The organism is Flavimobilis sp. BM9, assembly GCF_058313055.1.
In genome coordinates this window covers 326634-350190 of record NZ_JBZEMO010000002.1, presented here as the reverse complement: position 1 = coordinate 350190, position 23557 = coordinate 326634, and the positions used below count along the sequence as shown (strand labels likewise).

The 23557-nt window shown below is 70.4% G+C and carries 18 protein-coding genes and 1 tRNA gene; 10 read left to right on the top strand and 9 right to left on the bottom strand.

What is annotated here, in order from left to right; genetic code table 11:
• Window positions 1-9: 9 nt before the first annotated feature.
• A complete protein-coding gene (locus tag AC4F3Q_RS05665) occupies window positions 10-636 on the top strand; it encodes an aminodeoxychorismate/anthranilate synthase component II (RefSeq protein ID WP_491039110.1) in 627 nt (208 codons plus the stop codon).
• A 79-nt stretch (window positions 637-715) separates the two neighbouring features.
• Here AC4F3Q_RS05665 and pknB read toward each other — a convergent pair whose 3' ends face one another.
• The 7 genes from pknB to AC4F3Q_RS05630 are packed head-to-tail and all read right to left on the bottom strand — an operon-like array spanning window position 716 to window position 10147.
• Window positions 716-2803: a Stk1 family PASTA domain-containing Ser/Thr kinase gene (gene pknB, locus AC4F3Q_RS05660; protein ID WP_491039109.1), complete on the bottom strand. Its 2088-nt coding sequence runs from the start codon at window positions 2801-2803 to the stop codon at window positions 716-718.
• Entirely contained in the window at window positions 2803-4614 is a 1812-nt protein-coding gene (locus tag AC4F3Q_RS05655) for a serine/threonine-protein kinase (protein WP_491039108.1), read from the bottom strand. The genes pknB and AC4F3Q_RS05655 overlap by 1 nt, the downstream gene beginning before the upstream one ends.
• Complete coding sequence (locus AC4F3Q_RS05650) at window positions 4611-6059, bottom strand: peptidoglycan D,D-transpeptidase FtsI family protein (protein WP_168446759.1); 1449 nt, start codon at window positions 6057-6059, stop codon at window positions 4611-4613. Before AC4F3Q_RS05650 ends, AC4F3Q_RS05655 begins: the two co-directional genes overlap by 4 nt.
• Window positions 6056-7567: an FtsW/RodA/SpoVE family cell cycle protein gene (locus AC4F3Q_RS05645; protein ID WP_168446758.1), complete on the bottom strand. Its 1512-nt coding sequence runs from the start codon at window positions 7565-7567 to the stop codon at window positions 6056-6058. The genes AC4F3Q_RS05650 and AC4F3Q_RS05645 overlap by 4 nt, the downstream gene beginning before the upstream one ends.
• Window positions 7568-7583: 16 nt before the next feature.
• On the bottom strand, window positions 7584-8948 hold the full coding sequence (locus tag AC4F3Q_RS05640; RefSeq protein ID WP_491039107.1) for a PP2C family protein-serine/threonine phosphatase: 1365 nt from the start codon (window positions 8946-8948) through the stop codon (window positions 7584-7586).
• A 7-nt stretch (window positions 8949-8955) separates the two neighbouring features.
• Window positions 8956-9426: an FHA domain-containing protein FhaB/FipA gene (locus AC4F3Q_RS05635; RefSeq protein WP_168446756.1), complete on the bottom strand. Its 471-nt coding sequence runs from the start codon at window positions 9424-9426 to the stop codon at window positions 8956-8958.
• Between the two features lie 10 nt (window positions 9427-9436).
• Complete coding sequence (locus AC4F3Q_RS05630; RefSeq protein WP_168446755.1) at window positions 9437-10147, bottom strand: FHA domain-containing protein; 711 nt, start codon at window positions 10145-10147, stop codon at window positions 9437-9439.
• 219 nt (window positions 10148-10366) lie between these two features.
• Here AC4F3Q_RS05630 and AC4F3Q_RS05625 point away from each other — a divergent pair.
• From AC4F3Q_RS05625 to AC4F3Q_RS05595, 7 genes are all read left to right on the top strand, one after another.
• Window positions 10367-10449 (top strand) — tRNA-Leu (locus tag AC4F3Q_RS05625).
• 251 nt (window positions 10450-10700) lie between these two features.
• Window positions 10701-11504, top strand: coding sequence for a succinate dehydrogenase cytochrome b subunit (locus tag AC4F3Q_RS05620; protein WP_491039106.1), 804 nt, complete (start codon window positions 10701-10703; stop codon window positions 11502-11504).
• Window positions 11501-13459 (top strand): fumarate reductase/succinate dehydrogenase flavoprotein subunit, encoded by a 1959-nt coding sequence (locus AC4F3Q_RS05615; protein WP_491039105.1) that lies wholly within the window; start codon window positions 11501-11503, stop codon window positions 13457-13459. The genes AC4F3Q_RS05620 and AC4F3Q_RS05615 overlap by 4 nt, the downstream gene beginning before the upstream one ends.
• On the top strand, window positions 13456-14205 hold the full coding sequence (locus AC4F3Q_RS05610) for a succinate dehydrogenase/fumarate reductase iron-sulfur subunit (protein WP_168446753.1): 750 nt from the start codon (window positions 13456-13458) through the stop codon (window positions 14203-14205). Before AC4F3Q_RS05615 ends, AC4F3Q_RS05610 begins: the two co-directional genes overlap by 4 nt.
• Window positions 14206-14367: 162 nt before the next feature.
• Window positions 14368-15825 (top strand): aspartate ammonia-lyase, encoded by a 1458-nt coding sequence (gene aspA / locus AC4F3Q_RS05605; RefSeq protein ID WP_491039104.1) that lies wholly within the window; start codon window positions 14368-14370, stop codon window positions 15823-15825.
• Window positions 15822-17147, top strand: coding sequence for an anaerobic C4-dicarboxylate transporter (locus AC4F3Q_RS05600; protein WP_491039103.1), 1326 nt, complete (start codon window positions 15822-15824; stop codon window positions 17145-17147). Before aspA ends, AC4F3Q_RS05600 begins: the two co-directional genes overlap by 4 nt.
• A gap of 214 nt (window positions 17148-17361) precedes the next feature.
• Window positions 17362-18789, top strand: coding sequence for a hypothetical protein (locus AC4F3Q_RS05595; RefSeq protein WP_491039102.1), 1428 nt, complete (start codon window positions 17362-17364; stop codon window positions 18787-18789).
• Here the strand turns inward: AC4F3Q_RS05595 and AC4F3Q_RS05590 are convergent.
• Together AC4F3Q_RS05590 and AC4F3Q_RS05585 are read right to left on the bottom strand one after the other, a co-directional pair.
• A complete protein-coding gene (locus tag AC4F3Q_RS05590; RefSeq protein WP_491039101.1) occupies window positions 18689-19648 on the bottom strand; it encodes a glycosyltransferase family 2 protein in 960 nt (319 codons plus the stop codon). The genes AC4F3Q_RS05595 and AC4F3Q_RS05590 overlap by 101 nt on opposite strands.
• A 71-nt stretch (window positions 19649-19719) precedes the next feature.
• Window positions 19720-21297, bottom strand: a complete 1578-nt coding sequence (locus AC4F3Q_RS05585; protein WP_491039100.1) for an aspartate:alanine exchanger family transporter — start codon at window positions 21295-21297, stop codon at window positions 19720-19722.
• A gap of 164 nt (window positions 21298-21461) precedes the next feature.
• Here AC4F3Q_RS05585 and AC4F3Q_RS05580 point away from each other — a divergent pair, with 164 nt between their 5' ends.
• Together AC4F3Q_RS05580 and AC4F3Q_RS05575 are read left to right on the top strand one after the other, a co-directional pair.
• Window positions 21462-22283, top strand: coding sequence for a YwiC-like family protein (locus tag AC4F3Q_RS05580; RefSeq protein ID WP_491039099.1), 822 nt, complete (start codon window positions 21462-21464; stop codon window positions 22281-22283).
• 1 nt (window position 22284) lies between these two features.
• Complete coding sequence (locus AC4F3Q_RS05575; protein WP_491039098.1) at window positions 22285-23430, top strand: FAD-dependent oxidoreductase; 1146 nt, start codon at window positions 22285-22287, stop codon at window positions 23428-23430.
• The last annotated feature ends 127 nt before the right edge of the window (window positions 23431-23557 follow it).

The following is a 23557-nucleotide window of genomic DNA, read 5'->3' as shown; positions in this document are numbered from 1 at the left end:
AGGCCACCCATGACGCGCATCCTTGTCGTCGACAACTACGACTCTTTCGTCTACACGATCGTCGGCTACCTCGGCCAGCTCGGCGCCGAGACGGTCGTGGTCCGCAACGACGACGTGCCTGCGCCCGAGGAGTGGCAGGGGATCGATGGTGTGCTCGTGTCCCCTGGCCCCGGGACGCCTGCCGAGGCCGGTCAGAGCCTCGACGTGATCCGCCACTGCGCCGACGCCCGCGTCCCGATGCTGGGCGTCTGCCTCGGGCACCAGGCTCTCGGTGAGGCGTTCGGGGCGACGGTCACGCACGCGCCCGAGCTGATGCACGGCAAGACGAGCGAGATCGAGCACGACGGCACCGGCGTGCTCGCGGGCCTTCCCGTGCCGTTCACCGCGACGCGCTACCACTCGCTCGCCGTGGTGGACGCGACGGTCCCGGCGGAGCTCGAGGTCACCGCGACGACGAGCTCGGGGATCATCATGGGCCTCCAGCACCGCGAGCTGCCGCTGCACGGCGTGCAGTTCCACCCGGAGTCCGTGCTGACGCAGGGTGGGCACCGCCTCTTTGCCAACTGGCTCGAGCTGGCAGGCCTCGAGGGAGCGGTCGAGCGTTCGGACGGGATGGCGCCGCTCGTGCGCATGTGACGCTGACATACGTCGGGAGCCCCGGACCACCACATGGTGGTGGTCCGGGGCTCCCGTGCGTCACAGCGAGACGCTCAGGTCACTGCTGAGGATCGCCCTCGCCGGTCGGCTCGCCAGCGGGCGGCGGCGAGTCGGTGTTCGTCGGCGCGGGGCCGGGACCCTTGGACACGAACAGGGTGATGACCGTGCCCTCGTCGACGGTCGTACCGCCACGCGGCGACACGCCCATGACGAGGCCCGCGACGAACTCGCTCGAGCTCTCCGCCTCGATCGTGACGTCCGGGAAGCCGGCGGCGCGCAGCGCCGAACGTGCCTCGGCCTCGGTCATACCGACGAGGTTCGACGGGATCGTGAGCTGTGCCGGGGGGATCTCCTCGGCGATCGTCAGCGTGATCGTCTGCCCGTGCTGCACCGGTCCGGCCGACGGCGACTGGTCGATGACCGTACCGGGGTCGGCGGTGTCGGGCTGCGTGCGGGTGTCGACGGAGATCTTCGTGCCGGCGACCTCCTTGATCTTCGCCTTCGCCTCGTCGACGGTCATGCCGACCAGCTTGGGGATCTCGACGGTGCCGTCCGACAGGTAGATCTTGACGACCGTGTCCTTGGGCAGAGTCTCCCCGGCTGCGGGGTCAGTGCGCGTGACGCGGTCCTTGTCGATCTGACCGCCGGACTCCGACTCCGTCGACGTGGCGATCTGGAAGCCCGCCGCGGTGAGCTTCGCCCTCGCGGAGTCCTGGTCGAGCCCTGACACGTCCGGGATCTGGGCCGCGTCAGGACCGCTCGAGAACCAGACGGAGACGGTCGATCCGGGAGCGACCTGTGCGCCCGCGTCCGGGTCGGACCGGGTGAAGATGCCCTCCTCGACGGACGACGCCTCGGTGCCCTTCTTGATCTTGAGGTCGACCGCCGTGAGCGCGGCTGTCGCCTCCTCGGCGTTCATGCCGGTCAGGGTCGGCACCGCGACCGTCTTCACGTCGTCGTCCTGCGGGAGGAAGAGGATCGCGAGGATCGCGACGACAGCCACGACGGCGACCGTGATGAGCGTCCACAGGAGCGTCTTGCGCTTGCGCGAGTCCTTGTCCGCGACGGCGCCGTTGCCGGGCCTGGGCTCGGCCGGGGCAGTGAGGCCGGTCGGCTCCCAGCCGGACGTGGTCGCGGCCACGGGGACGGCCGCACCGACGGGCGCGAACGCTTGCGTGGCGGCGTCCGTGCCGCCCATGACCTGCGTCGTCGGCTCGCCCAGCGACGGGAGCGCCGACGCGGCCGCAGCGGCCATGACGGTGCCGAGCGGGCCAGCCTGGACCCGGCCGCCGTGCTGCGCCGACTCGAGGTCGGAGCGGAACTCTGCCGCGGTCGAGTAGCGGGCCTCGCGCTCCTTGGCGAGCGCCTTGAGCGCGATGCGGTCGAGCACCTCGGGGACGTCGCCGGCGATCGCGGAGGGACGCTGCGGCGCCTCACGGACGTGCTGGTAGGCCACGGCGACGGGCGAGTCACCCGTGAACGGCGGACGCCCGGTGAGGAGCTCGAAGAGCAGGCAGCCGGTCGAGTACAGGTCCGAGCGTGCGTCGACGGACTCGCCGCGCGCCTGCTCGGGGGAGAGGTACTGCGCGGTCCCGATCACGGCCTGCGTCTGCGTCATGGTCGCAGCGGAGTCGGCGACCGCGCGGGCGATGCCGAAGTCCATGACCTTGACCGCGCCCGTGGGCGTCAGCATGACGTTCGCGGGCTTGATGTCGCGGTGGACGATCCCGGCCTGGTGCGAGTACTCGAGCGCGGACAGCACGCCTGAGACGATCTCGACGGCCTCGTCGATCGGGACCGCGTGACCGTCGCGCAGGATGTCGCGCACGGTGTGGCCCTCGACGTACTCCATGACGATGAACGGGACGTGCGAGACGGCGCCCGAAGGCTCGGTGTACGTCTCCTCGCCCGTGTCGTAGACCGCGACGATCGCCGGGTGGTTCAGCGCGGCCGCGGACTGGGCCTCACGGCGGAAGCGAGCCTGGAAGCTGGGGTCCCGCGCGAGGTCCGACCGCAAGATCTTGATCGCGACCGTGCGGCCGAGCCGGGCATCGTGGCCGATGTGAACCTCGGCCATGCCACCACGGCCGATGAGCTCACCGACCTCGTAGCGGCCGGCGAGGATTCGGGGTGCGTCGTGCGCCACTACTCGTCCTTAGGAGTTGTCGGGATGAGGAGCTCGTCGTCTGACGACGGCCCCGCGTAGGCAATCTTGTCATCTTCGAGCGTCGCGGTGCTCACGAGTACCGTTCCGAGCCCGATGCTGGCCGCCGCCGCGTCGGCGTCGCCACCGCCCGTCGCCGCCTTGACGATCAGAGCGATCACGATGATCACCCCGACTGCGACGAGCCCCAGGAGGGGCCACGACAGGTTTCCGAGCCGCAGCCCGGTGCTCGTCGAGAACCTCCGCACCTCGTGCGCGCTGCGCCCGGTGGGCGGCGGAGGGACGGGCGACTGCGGTCGGTGGACCGACACCGGGGGGAGCGACGGCGGAGGCGGCACCGGCGGCAGGGTCGGGTCGAACGACGCAGGAGCGTCCGCCGACGGCGTCCGCGGTCGCCACGCCTCCGCGGCACGCAACGGTGCTGCGGTGTCGTGAGCAGACCGTGCTGACTGGACGCCCGGGGACGACGAGACCGAGGGCGCTGCGGGAGACGGCACCGCCCGTGCTGGTGCCGGCGGCGGCGGGACGGCTCGGCTCGGCCGAGCCGGGAGCGTCGCGTCGCGGCTCACGGCGGCCGACGGTCCAGGCACGCGGGGCGCCGGACCGCCCGTCGCCGCCGGTGCTGCAGCCGAAGGTGCGGACGGCGCTGCGGCCGAGGGAGCCGACGGCGCTGGCGCTGCTGCCGATCGCGCGGACGGGGCTGACGGCCCCGTCTCGGACACCCCGCGGCCGTGCAGCTCGCGGCGCGTCATCGGACGCTGTGGCGGGAAGGACGGCGGAAGGTCTGCGCGTGCGCGCCGGGCAGAGCGTGACGCGAGCACGGGAGCCGGCTCCTCGGCCGAGAGCGCCGTGCGCGTGGAGTAGGTCGTGTGGACCGTCGCCGCGATGCGGGACGGCTCGGGTGTCGCCGGGCTCGTCGTGCGCTGGCTGTGGCGGCTGCGGCTCGCCGACAGGTGGCCGTACGGGTCCTCGTCGATGCTCTCGGCGAGCTCGTCTAGCAGCCGTGCGAGCGTCGCTGCCGAACGTGGACGCTTGACCGGGTCCTTCTCGAGCATCTGCATGACGAGAGCGGCGAGGTCGACGTGCACCGTCGCCGGGAGGGGCGGGACCGCTTCGTTGACGTGCGCGACCGCGATGTCGACCGCCGTCGCGCCCGTGAACGGACGGTGCCCGACGATCGCCTCGTAGGCGACGATGCCGAGCGCGTAGATGTCCGAGGCGCCGGTCGCGGGCTTGCCGATCGCCTGCTCGGGTGACAGGTACTGGGCGGTGCCCATGACCATGCCCGCTGCGGTCATCGGCACCTGGTTGGCCCCGAGCGAGACCCCGAAGTCCGTGATCTTCACGGTCGAGCCGTGCTCGAGCAGGATGTTGCCCGGCTTGACGTCGCGGTGGACGACGCCGCCGACGTGCGCGGCGTGCAGGCCCCGCGCCGTCTGGGACAGGATCGGCAGGAGCCTGCGCAGCGGGAGGATCGGCTCCCGTTCGAGGAGGTCGCTCATCGGCTCGCCGACGATGAGCTCGAGGATCAGGTAGCCAGAGCCGCCCTGCTCGCCGTAGTCGAACAGCTGGGCGATGTTCGTGTGGGAGAGACCGGCGGCGTTGCGCGCCTCCGTGCGCAGGCGCTCGAGGAAGTCCTCGTTGCCCGCGTACTCCTCCTTGAGGACCTTCGCGGCGACGTCGCGGGCGAGCGCGAGGTCGTGGGCGACCCACACCTCGCCCATGCCGCCGACGGCGATGAGGCGCACGAGACGGTAGCGACTGCCGAGGACGAGTCCTGCGACGGGCTTCACTTGATCACCGCCTGCATGATCGCGCGGCCGATCGGCGCTGCGACGGCACCGCCGGTGCCCTCGCTGCCGAGGTCACCGCCGTTCTCGACGATGACGGCGACGGCGATCTGCGGGTCGTCCGCAGGCGCGAAGCCGACGAACCAGGCGTGCGGCGCTGCCTCCGAGGTGGTCTGCGCGGTGCCGGTCTTGCCGGCGACCTTGACGCCGGAGATCTTCGCGCCGGTGCCCGAGCCGCGCTCGACGACGCCCTGCATCATCTGGTTGAGGGTGGCCGCGGTGCCCGTGCTGACCGCGCGGTCGAGCGCCTTGGGCTCGGTCTCGGAGACGACGTCCAGGTCGGCGTCCCGCACACGCTCGACGCTGTACGGCTGCATGGGCACGCCGTCGTTCGCGATCGTCGCGGCGAGCATCGCCATCTGCATCGGCGTCGAGCGGACGTCCTTCTGCCCGATCGAGCTGAGGGCGACACCGGGGGAGTCGATGTCCGTGGGGAAGACGGACGCCGCGACGCGGTGCGGGACGGCCTGCTGCTCGTTGAAGCCGAACTTCTCGGCGGTCTCACGGATCGCGTCCTGGCCGATGTCCATGCCGAGCTGTGCGAAGGCGGTGTTGCAGGAGATCCGCAGGGCGTCGGCGAGCGTCATCTCGCCCGACGGCGAGCACGCGACGCCACCGAAGTTGCCGAGCGTCGTGCTCGTCTGGGGGAGTGGCAGGTCCTTCGGTGCGGCGATCATCGTCTCGGCGTCGACGGTGCCAGCCTCGAGGGCGGCCGCCGCGACGACCAGCTTGAACGTCGACCCGGGGGGATACGTCATGGACGTCGCCCGGTTGACGAGCGGGTTGTCCGGGTCGGCGAGCAGCGCCTGGTACGCCTCGTTGACGCCCCTCGACGAGTGTGCAGCGAGGTCGTTGGGGTCGAAGCTCGGCTTCGAGACCATCGCGAGGATCGCGCCCGTGCGCGGGTCGATCGCGACGGCGGCGCCCTTCTGCTTGCCGAGCGCGTCCCACGCGGCCTTCTGGGCCGCAGCGGACAGGGTGAGCTCGACCGACGAGCCCTTCGGCTGGCGGCCCGTGATGAGGTCCTGGACCCGCCGGATGAACAGGGAGTCCGCGGTGCCGTTGAGGACGTCGCTCTCGTACTTCTCGATCCCGGAGGTGCCGAACACGATGGAGAAGTAGCCCGTCATGGGGGCGTACAGGGGGCCCTCGCTGTAGGAGCGCTGGTTGCCGAACGCGTCGTCGGACGGCTTGGAGGAGGCGATCGCGGAACCGTCGACGACGATCGGGCCGCGAGGCAGCCCGAACTCGCGGTAGATCGTGCGGATGTTGCGGCTGTCCGCGTTGAGCGCGGGCGCCTGCAGCACCTGGATGTTGGTCGCGGCGATCATGACGGCCATGAGCAGCACGAACGCGACGACGGACAGACGGCGGATGGCGGCGTTCATCGGTCCTCCTCCGTCCGCTCGACGTCCTCGGCGGTGCGCGCCACCGGCACCACCTCGGTGACGTCGGTCGCAGGGTGCTCTGCTGCCGGGGGTGCGGGCACAGGGAGGGGGATGGCGTCGTCGGGCTCGTCGTCCTCCAGGTCGTCCTCGTGCATGGAGACGGGGCTCGCGCCGCGGACGGGCAGCGGCGTCGGGCGGCGAGCGTTGTCCGAGATGCGCAGGAGGAGCGCGACGATCAGCCAGTTCGCAAGGAGCGAGGATCCGCCGTACGCGAGGAACGGCATCGTCAGGCCGGTCAGGGGGATGACGCGGGTGACCCCACCGACGACGACGAAGACCTGCCACACGAGCACGAACGCGAGACCGGACGCGAGGAGCTTGCCGAAGCCGTCGCGCACGCCCACCGCGATGCGGAAGCCGCGCTGGACGACCACGCCGTACATCACGAGGATCGCGAGCAGGCCCGTCAGTCCGAGCTCTTCGCCGAGCGACGTCGTGATGAAGTCCGACTCGGAGAAGACGACGAGAGTCGGGTGGCCGTGGCCGAGACCCGTGCCGAGGAGGCCGCCGGACGCGAGCCCGAACAGGCCCTTGACGAGCTGCTCAGAGCCCGGGAGGGCGGAGTAGACCTCGGGGTCCATCGCGTCGAGCCAGATCGTGAACCGGGCTGCGACGTGCGCGAACGACTTCGCGGCGAGGACGGCGCCCCCCGCGAACATCATCAGGCCGATGATGATCCACGAGACGCGTTCGGTCGCGACGTAGAGCACCGCGACGAACAGGCCGAAGAACAGGAGCGACGTGCCCAGGTCGCGCTCGAGGACGAGGACCGCGATCGACACGGCCCACACGACGAGGATCGGCCCGAAGTCGCGCAGCCGCGGCAGCTGGAGCCCGGCGACGCGCGGGCCGGCGAGAGCCAGCGTGTCCCGGTTCGTCACGAGGTAGCCGGCGAAGAAGATCGCGAGCGCGATCTTCGCGAGCTCGGCCGGCTGGAACGAGGAACCGCCGATGTTGATCCAGATGCGGGCACCGTAGACCGAGGTGCCGAGGCCCGGGACGAGCGGCAGGAGGATGAGCACGAGCGCGGCGATCATCGCCGTGTAGGTGAAGCGCCGCAACAGGCGGTGGTCACGCAGCAGGATCAGGAGCGCCGCAGCGGCGACGACACCGAGCGCGGTCAGGCCCAGCTGCTTCGTCGCGAGCGACGAGTCGCCCTTCGCGAGGTCGATCCGGTAGATCATCGCGAGACCGATGCCGTTGAGCGCGACGACGACCGGCAGCAGGACCGGGTCGGCGTAGGGCGCGACGAACCGCACGATGAGGTGCAGCACCGCAGCGAGCAGGACGAGAGCCCCGCAGTGCAGGTAGAAGTCCGCGGGCAGCTCGTCCGTCACGGCGAGGCTCACCTGCGCGTAGGCCCCCATGCCGACGGCGATCGCGAAGACCAGCAGAAGCAGCTCGCGACCTCGACCCGGAGCGGTCTGGCTCGGTTCGACGGTCGCCATCACGTCAGCCTCACCGTCACGGGGCCACCGTCGTGGTCTCGGGGGCGGGCGGCGTCGTCGCAGGCGGGAGCGTGGGTGTCGTCGTCGGCTGGTCCGTGGGGGCCGGGCTCAGCGACGCGTCCGCGGCTGCTGCGGCGAGCGAGAGGGCGCGGCTGCGCGCCTCGGTGAGCGAGCTCTCGGGGATCGTCTGCTCCAGACGCTCGACCATGAACGCGTCGAGGGACGTGACCGCGATGTTCGTGCGCTCGACCTCGGACGACAGCTTGATCGGGCCGGCGGTCTGCGGGATGCCGCGGAAGATCGCGACGACGCCGTCAGCCACGCCGACGTAGTACTGGGTCTGCGTCCAGCGGTACCCGCCCCACGCGCCTCCGCCGAGGAGGACGAGCACGACGAGGAGACCGAGGACCCGACCGGCACGGCGCTTCTTCCGACGGGCGGGCAACGCAGAGAGGTTCGCCTCTTCGCCGGGGGCGTCCTCGTCCTCGGTCGTCTCGGGCTCGTCGTCCTCCGCGGTCTCCTCGGCGCTCGCGACGAGCGCGGCGGCACGGGCGGCCGGCCCGTCGGCGGCGGCCGACGGGATGTTGCGCTCGATCGCGGCGGCCCCCGCGACCTGCACCGACGACGTCGGCTCGATGCCCTCGGGGAGCTCGTCCGGGTCGAGCACGTCCGCCACGATGCACGTGATGTTGTCAGGGCCGCCCGCGCGCAGCGCGAGCTGTACGAGCCGCTCCGTGCACAGGTCCGGGTCCTCGACGTCGACGAGCGTCTGCTGCATCGTCTGCTTCGAGACGTACCCGCTCAGGCCGTCCGAGCAGAGGAGCCAGCGGTCGCCCGGGCGCCCTTCGCGGACCGAGACGTCAGGGCGCAGGTCCAGGCCGAAGTCGCACAGCACGCGCATGACGACGGAGCGCTGCGGGTGGACCTCGGCCTCTTCAGCCGTGATCTTGCCCGTGTCCACGAGGTGCTGCACGAACGTGTGGTCGGTCGTGACCTGCGTCAGCTCGCCGTCGCGCAGCAGGTAGGCGCGCGAGTCGCCCATGTGGGCCATCGCGAGCTTCGTACCCGTGCGCAGGATCGCCGTGACGGTCGTGCCCATGCCGGAGAGGTCGGGCTCCTCGGCGGTTCGCGCGACGAGCGCCTCGCGGGCGACGACGAGCGCACGCTCGAGCTCCTCGACGGCGTCGTCCGAGCCGAACGAGTCGTCGTTGAGCGGCGCCAGGGTAGCGACCGCGATCGACGACGCGACGTCGCCGCCCGCGTGGCCGCCCATGCCGTCCGCGACGACGAGGAGGTTGGGGCCGGCGAAGCCGGAGTCCTGGTTGTTGGACCGGACGAGCCCCACGTCGGAACGGAGGGCGTAACGAAGGGCGATCGACACGGGCCGGTTACCTCTGCAGTTCCAGGACGCTCTGGCCGATCCGCACGGGGGTGTCGATCGGAAGGATGGTGGGTTCGTTCAGACGGTGCCCGTCGACGAACGTGCCGTTCGTCGACCCCAGGTCCTCGACGACCCAGTGATCCCCCTGGGGGAAGATCCGGGCGTGACGCGACGACGAGTAGTCGTCGTCGAGCACGAGCGTGCACGCAGGCGCGCGGCCGATGAGGACGGCAGACGTCGACAGGGGGATCGTCGTGCCCGACAGGCGGCCCTCGGTGACCACGAGCCTGGTCGCCTGCGGGGCGACGGGCTGGCTCGGCCGGACCGGGTTGCGTCGCGGGGCCGGGCGGTCGGTCGGTCGTGCGGTGATCCGCGTGCCGTAGATGTCCTTGCGCAGGACGCCGATCGCGGCGAAGACGAAGAGCCAGAGCACCGCCAGGTAACCCAGCCGCAGCAGGGTGATCGTCAGCTCGCTCATGGTTCTCGTGTCACCGGCCCGTGGCGTCGTCGTCGGTCGTGCCTGTCCAGAACATGATGCGGGTACGACCGATCGTCAACGAGTTGCCGTCCAGGAGTGTCGCGGCCGGCACCTGGTGACCCTCGACGAACAGGCCGTTCGTCGAGCCGAGGTCGGACGCGATGACGCCGTCGGGCGTGATGCGGATCTCGAGGTGCTTGCGGCTGACGCCCGGGTCGTCCACGACGATGTCGGCCTCCGAGCCGCGGCCGATCACCGTGACCGGGCCAGTGAGGAGGTAGCGCTGGCCGTCTATGTCCACGAGGGGATGGCGGGCGCTCGGGCTCGCCGAGGCCGGGGCGACCGATCCGCGAGTCGTGCGCGAGCGAAGCTCGAAGCGTCCCGGCTGCAGGTCGTCGTAGCGCTCGAAGGTGACCGTGACCGGGCCGGCGAAGGCGTAGTGCTGCGACGCGGCGTAGTCGGTGACGTTGGCGGCGAGCTCGTCCGCCATCGTCTCGGCGCCCCACGAGTCGACCTGCTCGAAGTCCTGCGGGGACAGCTGGATCGTGAACTCGTTCGGCACGATGGTGCGCTCGCGGTCGACGACCGCCGCACGGTCGTCCACCTCGCGCCGCAGGGCGCTGGCGAGGTCGACCGGCTTGAGCTCGCTGCGGAAGACCTTGGCGAACGCCGTGCTCACCGCGCGCTCCACGCCCTTCTCGAATCTGTCGAGGACGCCCATGCCCACCTCCTTCGTGCTGTCGTCGGATCGAGGTCCGTGCAGGGTGCTGCGCCGTCCTTCCGGCTGATCCGGAGGGTCGACGGGCGCAACGATCCCTTGTGATCGTATCGGTCAACCTCCTCGTCAGTGGTGCGCACGTGTGTGAACACGGTGGGGATAGCGCGATTGGTGGAGCAGATCAGGCGCGTGTTAGTCTTCGATGCGCTCTTCGGAGCGTATGCGTGAGTGGCGGAATGGCAGACGCGCTGGCTTCAGGTGCCAGTGCCCGCAAGGGCGTGGGGGTTCAAGTCCCCCCTCACGCACGCAGACTAGGCCTCGAACCTCTGGTTCGAGGCCTTCGTCTTTTCCCAGAACCCTGACGGAGCCCCTGCAGCCTGACGGGAGTCCCGACGACGACGTCGGGCCTGCGGCTGCGACGCCCGTACACGATGTCGGGATCGTCCGACATAGGTCCTGTTTTCCCCGGCCGACCGGGGGGCAACCGGGGGCCGGAAGTCCCAACGGAGTGTGATCCGCGACACCTACCGTGGAGGCAACTTCAAGGGAGAGACCAGTGGACGACGCGCACCCTCAGACGACCGCTCCGGCTGACGTACCACGCCAGCCCCGGACCCTTCCTGGCGCCGAGGCATCGGCCCTCGCGCTCGGGCGCGTCACCGACCAGCGGATCCGCAAGGCACCCAAGGTTCCCTCGTGGGCCCTCAAGGTGACGATGGCCATCACCGGCACGATCTTCGTGGCGTTCGTGTTCGTGCACATGGTCGGCAACCTCAAGGCGTTCATCGGCCCCGAGGACTACAACCACTACGCGCTGTTCTTCCACACGGCCCTCTACCCGCTCCTGCCGGTCGACGCGATGCTCTGGATCCTGCGCATCGTCCTCTCCGTCAGCCTCGTCCTCCACGTCGGAGCAGCGGTCACCATCGCCCGGCGCGCCAGAGCCTCCCGAGGCAGCTTCCGTCGTAAGAAGCTCAACCTCCGCTCGTTCGGCGCCCGCAACATGCTCGTCAGCGGGTTCGTGATCCTCGGCTTCCTCGTGTTCCACCTGCTCGACCTGACGGCCGGCAAGGTCGTCGCGACCGACGACTACCGCCACGTCACCCCGGAGACGTCCTACGCCTACGAGAACCTCGTCGCGAGCATGCAGCGGCCCTGGTCCGCAGCGATCTACGCGATCACCCTCCTGATCCTCACGGTCCACCTCGCGCACGGGATCTGGACGGTCGTCTCCGACCTCGGTGGGACGGGACAGCGGCTGCGCAAGATCGGGGTCGTCGTCGCAGGCCTCGTCGCCCTCGTCGTCCTGGTCGGCAACATCCTCCTGCCCATCGCCATCACGACCGGAGTCCTGTCATGACGTTCGAGGCCCCCGACAGCTCCGTCCCCGGCGTCGAGCCCGGATCGATCCTCGACGGCCGCGTCCCCGAGGGCGACCCCCGCACAGCGTGGGAGCGACGCCGCCTCTCCTACAAGCTCGTCAACCCGAACAACCGTCGCAAGTTCCGCGTCATCGTCGTCGGCACCGGTCTCGCCGGCGCTGGCGCGGCCGCTGCCCTCGGCGAGCTCGGCTACGACGTCCACGCGTTCACGTACCACGACGCCCCGCGCCGCGCGCACTCCGTCGCCGCGCAGGGCGGCATCAACGCGGCCCGCGCCCGCAAGGTCGACAACGACTCAGTCGACCGGTTCGTCATCGACACCGTCAAGGGCGGTGACTTCCGCGGACGCGAGGCCGACGCCTTCCGCCTCGGCGAGGAGTCCGTCCGCGTCATCGACCACATGAACGCGATCGGCGCACCGTTCGCCCGCGAGTACGGCGGCCAGCTCGCCACCCGCTCGTTCGGCGGCGTCCAGGTCTCCCGCACGTACTACACGCGTGGGCAGACAGGTCAGCAGCTCCAGATCGCCTCCGCGCAGGCCCTCCTGCGCCAGGTCGACGCCGGCACCGTCACGCTGCGCACCCGCCACGAGATGCTCGACCTCATCATCGAGGACGGCCGCGTGCAGGGCGTCATCATGCGCAACCTGCTCACCGGTGAGATCAGCGCGCACACCGCCCACGCCGTCATCCTCGCGACCGGCGGCTACGGCAACGTCTTCTACTTCTCCACCCTCGCGAAGAACTCCAACGCCTCAGCCGCCTGGCGAGCAGTCCAGCGCGGCGCGCTCCTCGCGAGCCCGAGCTTCATCCAGTTCCACCCGACCGCGCTCCCGGTGTCGAGCAAGTGGCAGTCCAAGACCATCCTCATGAGCGAGTCGCTGCGCAACGACGGCCGCATCTGGGTCCCCGTCGACCCCGACGACAAGCGTGCACCCGGCGACATCCCCGAGGATGAGCGTGACTACTACCTCGAGCGCAAGTACCCGGCGTTCGGCAACCTCACGCCGCGCGACGTCGCCTCGCGCAACGCGCACGAGCAGATCCGCGCAGGCCGCGGCGTCGGCCCGCTCAAGAACTCCGTCTACCTCGACTTCCGCGACGCCATCAAGCGCGTCGGCAAGAAGCAGATCGCGGAGCGCTACGGCAACCTCTTCGAGATGTACACCCACGCCACCGGCGAGGACCCGTACACCGAGCCCATGCGCATCGCCCCCGGCGCCCACTTCACGATGGGCGGCCTCTGGTCCGACTACGACCAGATGACCTCCCTGCCCGGCCTGTTCGTCGGCGGCGAGGCGGGCTGGGGCTACCACGGCGCCAACCGGCTCGGTGCGAACTCGCTGCTCTCGGCCTGCGTCGACGGCTGGTTCACCCTGCCGTACTCCGTGCCGAACTACCTCGCGCCGCTGCTCGGCAGCCAGCGCCTCCCCGACGACGCACCCGCCGTCACCGAGGCTCTCGAGCGCACCCGCGACCGCGTCGACCGCCTCATGTCCGTCCAGGGCGAGCACGGTCCCACGTACTTCCACCGGCTCCTCGGCGACATCCTCTACGAAGGCTGCGGCGTCGAGCGGACCCGCGAGACCCTCACGACGGCGATCGACAAGATCCGTGCGCTGCGGACACGGTTCTGGACCGAGCTGCGGGTCCTCGGCGACGAGGACCGGCTCAACCAGGAGCTCGAGAAGGCGGGCCGCGTCGCGGACTACCTCGAGCTGGCCGAGCTCATGTGCGTCGACGCCCTCGACCGCGAGGAGTCCTGCGGTGCGCACTTCCGCGCCGAGCACCAGCAGGACGGCGAGGCCGTGCGCGACGACGACCGCTGGGCGTTCGTCTCCGCGTGGGGCGTCCCCGGCGACGGTCGGCACGTCCGGCACGCCGAGCCCCTGGCGTTCGACGCCGTCCCGCTGACGAGGAGGAACTACAAGTGAGACTCGTGCTCGAGGTCTGGCGACAGGCCAACCCCGCAGACCAAGGCCGCTTCGAGACCCACGAGGTCGACGACGCCACCCCCGAGATGTCCGTCGTCGAGCTTCTCGACCGCCTCAACGAACGCCTCGTCGAAGAAGGACGTGAACCCTTCGCGTTCGAGTCCGACTGTCGCGAAGGCATCTGCGGCGCGTGCGGCGTCACCGTCGACGAACGGCCCCACGGCCCGCAGCCCAACACGCCGTCGTGCCACCAGCGCCTCAGCTCGTGGACCGACGGGCAGACCGTGCGCATCGAGCCGCTGCGCTCGCGCGTGTACCCGGTCGTCCGCGACCTCGTCGTCGACCGCTCCGCGCTCGACCGCGTCGTCAAGGCCGGCGGCCACATCGCCGTCCAGGCAGGCACCGCGCCCGACGCCGACACGACCCCCGTCGACCACGCGCTCGCCGAGATGGCCCTCGACTTCGCGGCCTGCATCGGCTGCGGCGCGTGCGTCGCCGCGTGCCCCAACGGGGCCGCGCACCTGTTCGTCGGCTCCAAGCTCGCTCACCTCGCCGCCCTGCCGGGCGGGAAGAAGGAGCGCGGACGGCGCGCCCGTGCCATGGTCGACGAGATGGAGCAGGACTTCGGCCCGTGCTCCTCCTACGGCGAGTGCGCCGACGTCTGCCCTGCAGGCATCCCGCTCGCGGCGATCGCCGTCGTCAACCGCGAGCGGATGAGGGTGGTGCTGCGCGGCAGGAACGACTGAGCAACCCACCCGGGCGGAGAATGTGCTCCGCCCGGAACACGGCAAGGGCGCCGTCCGCGCCCGACAGAATGATCTATGGCGGCAACGACGCCGCCGGACCGGCAATGACGCCGGTCGCGCCTACGTGAGCAACGACGCCCACGTATGACGGACGGAGAAGAGATGACCCAGCAATATCGCACAGAGGTCGACCTGCTCGGCCCCAAGGACGTGCCTGCCGACGCCTACTACGGCGTCCATACCCAGCGTGCCATCGAGAACTTCCCCATCAGCCCCGCGAAGATCAGCGACGTTCCCGAGTTCGTGCGGGCGATGGTCATGGTCAAGAAGGCCTCCGCACTCGCGAACAAGGACATGTTCACCCTCCCCGCGGACGTCGCCGACTCGATCGTCGAGGCGTGCGACCTCATCCTCGAGGACGGTCGCTGCATGGACCAGTTTCCCGTGGACGTCTTCCAGGGTGGTGCCGGCACGAGCGTCAACATGAACACCAACGAGGTCGTCGCCAACCTCGCGCTCGAGCTGCGCGGCCTGCCGAAGGGCAGCTACGACGTCATCAACCCGAACGACCACGTCAACCAGTGCCAGTCCACGAACGACGCGTACCCGACCGGGTTCCGCCTCGCCGTCCACACCGTCGTGGAGGGGCTGCGCGAGGAGCTCGGGCTGTTGGCCGAGGCGTTCGAGAAGAAGAGCGTCGAGTTCGCTGACGTCCTCAAGATGGGCCGCACCCAGCTGCAGGACGCCGTCCCCATGACGGTCGGTCAGGAGTTCGGCGCGTTCGGCCTCCTCATGCGCGAGGAGATGCGCTACCTTGCTCGGCAGATCGAGCTGCTGCTCGAGGTGAACCTCGGCGCGACCGCGATCGGGACGGGCATCAACACGCCGCTCGGCTACCCCGAGAAGGCGTCCGCGCGCCTCGCCGAGGTGACCGGGCTGCCGTTCGTCACAGCGGAGAACCTCATCGAGGCGACCTCCGACACCGGCGCCTATGTCGCGGTCCACGCCGGGCTCAAGCGCGTCGCCGTCAAGCTCGGGATGATCTGCAACGACCTGCGCCTCCTGTCCTCCGGACCGCGTGCCGGCCTCAACGAGATCAACCTCCCCGAGCTGCAGGCCGGATCGTCGATCATGCCCGCCAAGGTCAACCCGGTGCTGCCGGAGGTCGTGAACCAGGTCTGCTTCAAGGTCATGGGCAACGACGTGACCCTCACCATGGCCGCCGACGGCGGGCAGCTCCAGCTCAACGTCATGGAGCCCGTCATCGCGCAGTGCGTGTTCGAGTCCGTGAGCCTGCTCCGCAACGCCGCCCGTGCGCTGCGTGAGAAGTGCATCGACGGCATCACCGTCAACGCCGACGTGTGCCTGCGCTACGTCATGAACTCCATCGGGATCGTGACCTACCTCAACCCGATCATCGGTCACCACAACGGCGACCTGGTCGGCAAGGAGTGCGCCCGATCCGGACGGTCCGTGCGAGAGGTGGTCCTCGAGATGGGGCTCCTCGACGAGGAGACGCTCGACGAGATCCTCTCGCCGGCCAACCTCATCCGGCCGCACTACAGCGGCCACCTCTACAAGTCAGACGACGACGTGACAAGGCAGGTTGACGCACGATGATGATTGCAGTCCAGTTCTTGGTCGTCCTCGCGGCGATCTTCCTCGGAGCCCGCCTCGGAGGCATCGCGATCGGCTTCGCCGGTGGTCTCGGTGTGCTCGTCCTCGCCATGCTCGGGGTCACGCCAGGGGCCATGCCTCTCGACGTCGTCTCGATCATCATGTCCGTGATCGCGGCGATCGCCGCGATGCAGGTCGCCGGAGGTATGGACTACCTCGTCGACCTCGCGGACCGGGCGTTGCGGAAGAACCCGAAGCACCTCAACTTCCTCGCCCCGGTCATCACCTACCTGATGACGATCATGGCGGGCACCGGCCACACGGCCTTCTCCACGATGCCGGTCATCACCGAGGTCGCCAAGGAGAACAACATCCGCCCAGCGCGCCCGCTGTCCATCGCGGTCGTCGCGTCGCAGATCGCCATCACGGCCTCACCGATCTCCGCGGCCGTGGTCTTCTTCTCCGGGATGCTCGAGGAGGGCAGCACCGGCGTCGACTACATCGGCCTGCTTGCCGTCGCGATCCCCTCGACGTTCCTCGCCTGCATGGCGACCGCCGCGATCATGATGGCGATCGACAAGGTGCGGGGCACGACGAAGCTCGACACGCTCCCCGAGTACCAAAAGCGCCTCGCCGAGGGCACCGTCGCCGCACCGACGGGGCGCAAGGAGCGCGACATCAGGCCGGGCGCGAAGCTCTCGGTGCTGATCTTCTGCCTCGGCCTCGTCGTGGTCATGACGTACGCGACGATCATCTCGGACAAGGTCGGCCTCATCGAGGAGCCGGTCATGGGCCGTGATGCCGCGATCATCTCGATCATGCTGTCGATCGCGACGATCATCGTCGTCTGCTGCAAGGTCAACACCTCGGAGATCCTGGGGGCGTCGACGTTCAAGTCCGGTATGAGCGCGTCCATCTGCGTGCTCGGTGTCGCCTGGCTCGGCACGACGTTCGTCAAGGCGCACGAGGAGGCGATCATGACGGCGTCCTCCGACATCCTCAAGGAGAACACCTGGCTGCTCGCGGTCGTCCTGCTGTTCGCTGCGGCGCTGCTCTACTCGCAGGCGGCGACGTCAAAGGCGCTCATGCCGACGGCGCTCGCGATCGGCGTCTCGCCGCTCGGCATGGTCGCAGCGTTCCCGGCGGTGTCCGCACTGTTCATCCTCCCGACGTACCCGACGCTGCTCGCAGCCGTCGAGATGGATGACACGGGATCGACGAAGATCGGGAAGGCGGTCTTCAACCACCCGTTCCTGGTCCCGGGCCTGATCAACATCGCGATCGCGGTGGCGCTCGGCTACCTGTTCGGGTCGTTCATCCTCTGACCCGCTGGCAGGACGGCCCTCGCACGCGACCCGTGCGGGGGCCGTCTCTGTGCGTGCTGGCGGCGGCGACGTGACATGGTTCGACGGCGATCGGGCGGCGCCAGCGGGGCGTCTGCCCAGGCCGATACGATCTGTACCGGCCTGGGCGGGTTCGCCGCCTGGCCGCACCAGGTCCGGGACCCCGGCCCGCACGACGACCGAGGAGCTGCCTCCCGTGCCCACCGACGGCCCCCGCCGACCGATCCCGTGGCGCATGCTGGCAGGAGCCAGCCTGCGCACGCTCGTGGCGATCGTCGGCGCGCACCTCGTGTTCGTCGGCCTCTTCGCGGCGACCTACGCGATCCCGGACGCCCCGATCGTCCGCCACGTCTCAGCCGACCTTGCCGCAGGGCGCCTGGCTGACGTCTACCCCGACAACCCGCTCGGTGGGCGCCTCGACGGGTACACGCAGTGCCTGAGCACGACGAGCGGCGTCCTCCCGACGTCGTCGACCACGAGCCTGGTCGACAGGATGACGATGGTGCCCCGTGGGCCGGGCGAGTGCGAGAAGCTCGGCGCCTACTTCGGGAGCCTCGCCACGGACGGCCCCTTCGCTGATCCCGACCGGGGCGAGGCGTTCGGCTACATCCGGTACTGGTCGGGCTACTCGATCGTCTCGCGCCCCCTCCTTGCGCTCGGCGGCATCGTCGCCGCTCAGACGGGCAGCGCGATACTGCTCGTCGGCGCGCTCGCAGGTCTCGCACACGGGGTGCTGCGCCGTGCTGGCGGCCTCGCAGCAGCAGCGCTCGTCGGCACGTACGTGCTCACGTCGAACGTCACGACGACGCCGCTCGCCTACACGATGGCCGTCTCGGAGTCCGTCGCGCTCGCGGGCGCCGCCCTGGTCCTGCTCGTCCCGCGGCGCTGGGTGGTTCCCGCAGCTGCCGCGGCGGCGTCGGCGTTCGTGTTCGTGGACCTCCTCACGGTGCCCAGCACGTCGTGGGCGCTCACGGTGTTCGCCGTGGGTCTGCGCGCGTGGTCCGCGTGGGCGGCAGGGCAACGGACCGCCAGCCCCGCCCGCACCGTGCTGACCGCCGCCGCGGGTGGCGCTGTCGCGTGGTGCGCCGGATACGGGGTCTCCTGGGCATCGCGCTGGGCGTACGCGACGGCATACGTCGGCGTGGACGGGGTGGTCGACGACGTGCTTCGCACGGCGCGCTTCCGGATCGACGGCGACACGACCTTCACCGGGGCGGCCATCGAGCTCAGCGACGTGCCGCTCGGCTCGCTCGGCAAGAATCTCGGCTACTGGGCGATGACCGTGGGCCTGTGGGCCGCCGTCGTCATCGTCGTGGCTCTCGTGGTCACCGTGGTGCTCCGGCGCGCGGACCTGCGCGCGGGCGTCGCGGCACGGGGCGGTTGGACTACTGTCGCCGCACTCGCCGCTCCTGCCCTGCTCGTCGTCGTCTGGTACGAGTTCCTGCGCAACCACAGCCAGATCCACGCGTTCTTCACCCACCGGAGCCTGGGAGCCGCGACGGCGATCCTCGTCGCCGCCCTCGTCATCGGGTGGCGAGGGGCTCCTCGGCCGACGTCGGCACGGGCGGCAGGCGCAGATAGGCGAGACGCATCGACTCCCGACGGAGCCGCAGCACGCCCGTGAGCAGCAGCCCCACAGCCCCGGAGAGGACGCTGAGGATCGCGAGGCTCGACGCAAGGATCGCCGTCGGGAACCGCTCGACGAGACCCGTCTGCGTGAACTCGTAGACGACCGGGATGCCGAGCGCGAGGGACGCCACGAGAAGGAGGGCCGCGACCCCGCCGTAGATCGCGAACGGGCGCTCGTGGACGAGCATGCGCGCGAGCGCCCAGACGATCCTCAACCCGTCGCGTACCGTGCGCAGCTTCGAGGCGGAGCCCTCGGGCCGTTCCTTGAACCCGACCTCGACCTCACGCTGCGGGACGCGCAGCGCCATCGAGTGGATCGTCAGCTCCGTCTCGATCTCGAACTCGCGCGAGAGCGCGGGGAACGACTTGACGAACCGACGTGAGAAGACGCGGTACCCGGAGAACATGTCGGTGACCTTGGCGCCGAAGAGCAGCCCGACGACCTTGTTGAACGCGGCGTTGCCGCGGGCGTGGCCTGGACGGTGGGCCGAGGCCGCCGGGTCGTCAGCACGGCAGCCGAGGACCTGGTCGTACGGTCCCTCGAGGAGCGTGCGGATCAGCTCCGGGGCGGCGCTCGCGTCGTAGGTGTCGTCGCCGTCGATCATGAGGTAGACGTCGGCGTCGATGTCGGCGAACGCGCGCCGCACGACGTTGCCCTTGCCCTTGGTGTCCTCGCACCGCACGATCGCACCGTGCGCGGCTGCGACCTCGGCGGTGCGGTCCGTCGAGCGGTTGTCGTAGACATAGACGTCGATGCCCGGTACCGCCGCGTGCAGGTCGTCGACGACCTTGCCGATCGCGACCTCCTCGTCGTGGCAAGGGACGATCGCCGCGATGGTCAGCCTGTCGGTCACGGTGCCTCCGGACTCCGTCGAGTGTCGCCTGAAGCGTACCGGTCCGGGGTGTGTCGTGGCTGGTGGCGCCGCTACAGCACGACGAGGATCTGGACCAGGAGGATCTTCACGACGATGCCGAGGGCGAAGGTGGCGGCGTACCCGGCGTCGATGCGGTCGTCCATGATGCGGGAGTTGGCGTCGGCGAGGATGACGGGCTGGCCGAGGAGCCCGGCGAACGCTCCGGACGTGCGTTGCGCGCTGATGCCGAGCCGGTGCGCACCGGCGTACAGGACCAGGGCGGCGACCGCGACGACGGCGGCTGCGGACGCGCCGACCGCGAGCCCCTCGAGCGAGAACGCCCGCGCCGCGAAGTCCTGGCCGGAGGAGAGGCCGACGGCGGCCAGGAACAGCACGAGGCCGAGCTGCCGGATCGTGAGGTTGGCGGCGTGGGGCATGCCCCAGACGACGGGACCGGTGCGCTCGAGCCCGCCGAGGATCATCCCGACGAGGAGCGGGCCGGCAGCGGACCCGAGGGAGAAGACGACGCCGCCGGGGAGCGGGATCGACACGAGCCCCGCGAGCAGGCCGACGGCCATGCCGATGCCCATCGTGAGGGCGTCGATCTCGGAGACGCGACGCTCGGAGTCGCCGAGGAGCTTGCGCACCTCCTTGAGGCGGTCGCGCGGCACGACGGGCAGGACGCGGTCGCCGAGCTCGAGGACGAGGTCGTCCTTCGCGAGGAGGTCGGCGTCGCCGCGGCGGACCCGCGTGATGACGCCGCCGTACCGGCCGGGCAGGTCGAGGTCGCCGACGGTGCGGCCGGCGATGCGGCGGTTGGAGACGACGACGCGGCGGTAGTCGACGGACCGGCGGTCGTCCGCGAGGTGCATCTCGACCTCGCGGCCGAGGTGCTCGACGGCGAGCGCGACGGCGTCGGCGGGGCCGACGACGACGACCTGGTCGCCGGGGCGCAGCTCGTCGTCGGGTGCGACGACGCGGGTGCGGCCGCCGCGCGCGAGGTACGACATGCGGACCTCCTGCGCGTCGAAGCCGGGGATCTCTCCGAGCCAGGTCTGGCGCTCGACCTCGACGGTCGTCGCGTACAGGCCGGCGCCCGAGGCTGAGGCGGGGTCACGGCGGGCGTCCCACATGCGACGCACCGTCGAGGCGACGACGAGGATCGCGACGGTCACGCCGACCGGGTAGCCGAGCGAGTAGCCGACCGCGGGGTTGTTGTTGCCGGCGGCCTCGGTCGCGGCGGCGAGAGCGGGGGTCGCGGTGAGCGCTCCGGTGAACATCCCGGCGGCGACCTCGCTGCCGAAGCCGAAGGCCTTGCCGGCGATGCTCGCGACACCGGCGGAGGCGACGATCGCGACGACGGTGACGACCATGAGAGGCCACTGGCGGCGCAGGTCGCGGAAGAACGTGGAGCCGGCGGCGAGGCCGACGCAGTAGACGAACAGCGCGAGGCCGAGGGTGGACAGGAGCCCGAGGCCTTCGCCGAGGCGGGGGTCCGCTGCGCCCACGGCGAGGCCGACGAAGAGCGCGCCGGCGGCGCCGAACCGTAGAGGCCCGAACGGCACGGTGCCGAGGGCGGTGCCGAGCGCGACGACCAGGAAGACGGTCAGGACGGGGGACTGTGCGAGGAGGTCCAGCACGGCGGACACGGTCAGCTCCGGGAAGGTGTGGGGGATCTGGTGTCAACGCTAGAGGGTCACGAGGGCGAATCATAGGATGTTTTGCCGGGTTGTGAGCGACGAGACATGACCGCTGCGTCACGACGCCGTGCAGAGATTCTGACGTTCCATGAGATGGTGTCGTTATGATGTCGGTGACGACCCCACGCGCGACGAAGCGACGTCGTCGGAAGCCTCCGCGCGGCTGGATCCCAGACCAGCACGGAGCCTGGGCGATGCTCGTCGTGCCGCTCCTCGTCGGCGTCGCAGCCTCCGGTGGCGCCTGGGTGCACGTCCCCCTCGCGCTCCTGTGGTTCGTCGGATACTTCGCCTTCTTCACGACCGGCCAGTGGCTCCGTTCGCGTCGCAAGGCCCGCTACTTCCCGCCCGTGCGCGCCTACGTCCTCGCGAGCGCACCGCTAGGCGCCGTCGTCGCGCTCGCCGAGCCGCGGCTCCTGCGCTGGGTTCCCGTCTTCCTGCCGCTGCTCCTCGTCTCGCTGTGGTGCTCCCACCGCCGGAAGGACCGCTCCCTGCTCAACGACGCCGTCTCCGTCACGGCCGCGTGCCTCATGCTGCCCGTCGCGTACGACGCCGGACACGGCCCGGCGGACGGTTGGCCCGCCGTGTGTATCGCGACCGTCCTCGTCCTCGCGTACTTCGTCGGCACCGCGTTCTACGTCAAGACGATCATCAGGGAACGCGGCAACCGCACGTACCTCACGCTGTCGCGCGCCTACCACGCAGCGATGGTCCCCCTGCCGCTCGCGGCTGCCGCGATCACGGGACGGATGGTCCCGGGCGCAACAGGCTCCCAGGTCGCTACGCTCGACCTAGGGCTGCTGGTCGCTCTCAACGTGATCCTGCTGCTCCGCGCGCTGGCCGTGCCTCGGACCGGTGCGACGCCCAAGCAGGTCGGGGTCGGCGAGATCCTCGTCTCGGCGACGTTGACCGTCCTTCTGCTCGTAAAGGTCGTCTGAGATGTCCGAGCTCGCACCTGCCACCCAGTCCGCACCGGCCGACGCCCCCCGCGAGCCTCGCGTCGTCGTCGTCGGCGGAGGCTATGCCGGCGCCACCGTCGCACGCGAGCTCGACGCGGTCGCCGATGTCACCGTCGTCGAGCCGAAGGACCACTTCGTCCACGCGGTCGCGACGCTGCGCGCCACCGTCGACGAGGCGTGGGAGGACAAGGTCTTCCACTCCTACGACAAGCTGCTCGAGCGTGGCCGCGTCATCCACGACACCGCGCGCCTCGTCACGCCGACGCAGGTGCGCCTCTCGCCCGTCTCCACGCTCGACGCCGACTACCTCGTCCTCGCGACCGGCACCACGTACCCGTTCCCCGCCAAGTACATCGAGCAGCAGGCCTGGGTCGCGCGCTCGCGTCTCGCGCGGCTGCGGGAGGCGCTCGCGGTGACGCGCGACGTCCTTCTCGTCGGCGGCGGGCCCGTGGGTGTCGAGCTCGCCGGCGAGCTGCTGCACGCGTTCCCGCACCTCAACATCACGATGGTCGAGCGAGAGTTCGACATCCTCCCGAGCCCCGACTACCTGCCCGAGTTCCGGACCGCGCTCCACGAGCAGCTCGAGGCCGCGGGCGTGCACTTCATCCTCGGGCGCCAGCTCGCCTACTGGCCGTCCGGCGACGTCGGAACGCTGCACGACTTCACCGTCCACACGACCGACGGGCAGCGCATCGACGCGCAGATGTGGTTCCGGTGCTTCGGCAACCAGCAGGAGTCCGACTACCTCGACGCCGCGTTCGCGAACGTGCGCCGTGGCGACGGCCGCCTCGCCGTCCAGCCCACGATGCAGGTCGAGGGGTTCGAGACCGTGTTCGCGGTCGGTGACGTCACGGACGTCCCCGAGTCCAAGCGCGCGCAGGCAGCCATCGCTCACGCGCGCGTGGCGGCGGCCAACATCCGCTCGCTCATCGCCGGTGAGAACCCGACCGTGACCTATACGGCAGCGCGCGAGCAGATCGTGGTTCCCCTCGGGCCGACGGGTGGGGCGTCGCAGCTGCAGCGGCCTGACGGGAAGCGCGTCGTCCTCGGCAGCGAGGAGACTGCGCGGATCAAGGGCGCCGACCTCATGACGGGCCCGATCGAGGAGATCCTGGGCCTCGCCTGACTCGCGGTGCCCGAAGTAGGGCTTCCTGCGCGAGGTAGGGCTTCGCGCGCGAGGTAGGGCCTTGCGCGGGCCTGTCTCCCGTGGAGACCCCTACCTCGTGAGGGTGGGCCTCCCACGGAAAGGGCGG

Bases quoted from the DNA above. Each gene is read 5' to 3' on its own strand.
- AC4F3Q_RS05665 (WP_491039110.1), top strand. From the start codon at position 10: ATGACGCGCATCCTTGTCGTCGACAACTACGACTCTTTCGTCTACACG.
- AC4F3Q_RS05650 (WP_168446759.1), bottom strand. From the start codon at position 6,059: ATGAACGCCGCCATCCGCCGTCTGTCCGTCGTCGCGTTCGTGCTGCTC.
- AC4F3Q_RS05645 (WP_168446758.1), bottom strand. From the start codon at position 7,567: ATGGCGACCGTCGAACCGAGCCAGACCGCTCCGGGTCGAGGTCGCGAG.
- AC4F3Q_RS05635 (WP_168446756.1), bottom strand. From the start codon at position 9,426: ATGAGCGAGCTGACGATCACCCTGCTGCGGCTGGGTTACCTGGCGGTG.
- AC4F3Q_RS05630 (WP_168446755.1), bottom strand. From the start codon at position 10,147: ATGGGCGTCCTCGACAGATTCGAGAAGGGCGTGGAGCGCGCGGTGAGC.
- AC4F3Q_RS05615 (WP_491039105.1), top strand. From the start codon at position 11,501: ATGACGTTCGAGGCCCCCGACAGCTCCGTCCCCGGCGTCGAGCCCGGA.
- aspA (WP_491039104.1), top strand. From the start codon at position 14,368: ATGACCCAGCAATATCGCACAGAGGTCGACCTGCTCGGCCCCAAGGAC.
- AC4F3Q_RS05600 (WP_491039103.1), top strand. From the start codon at position 15,822: ATGATGATTGCAGTCCAGTTCTTGGTCGTCCTCGCGGCGATCTTCCTC.
- AC4F3Q_RS05575 (WP_491039098.1), top strand. From the start codon at position 22,285: ATGTCCGAGCTCGCACCTGCCACCCAGTCCGCACCGGCCGACGCCCCC.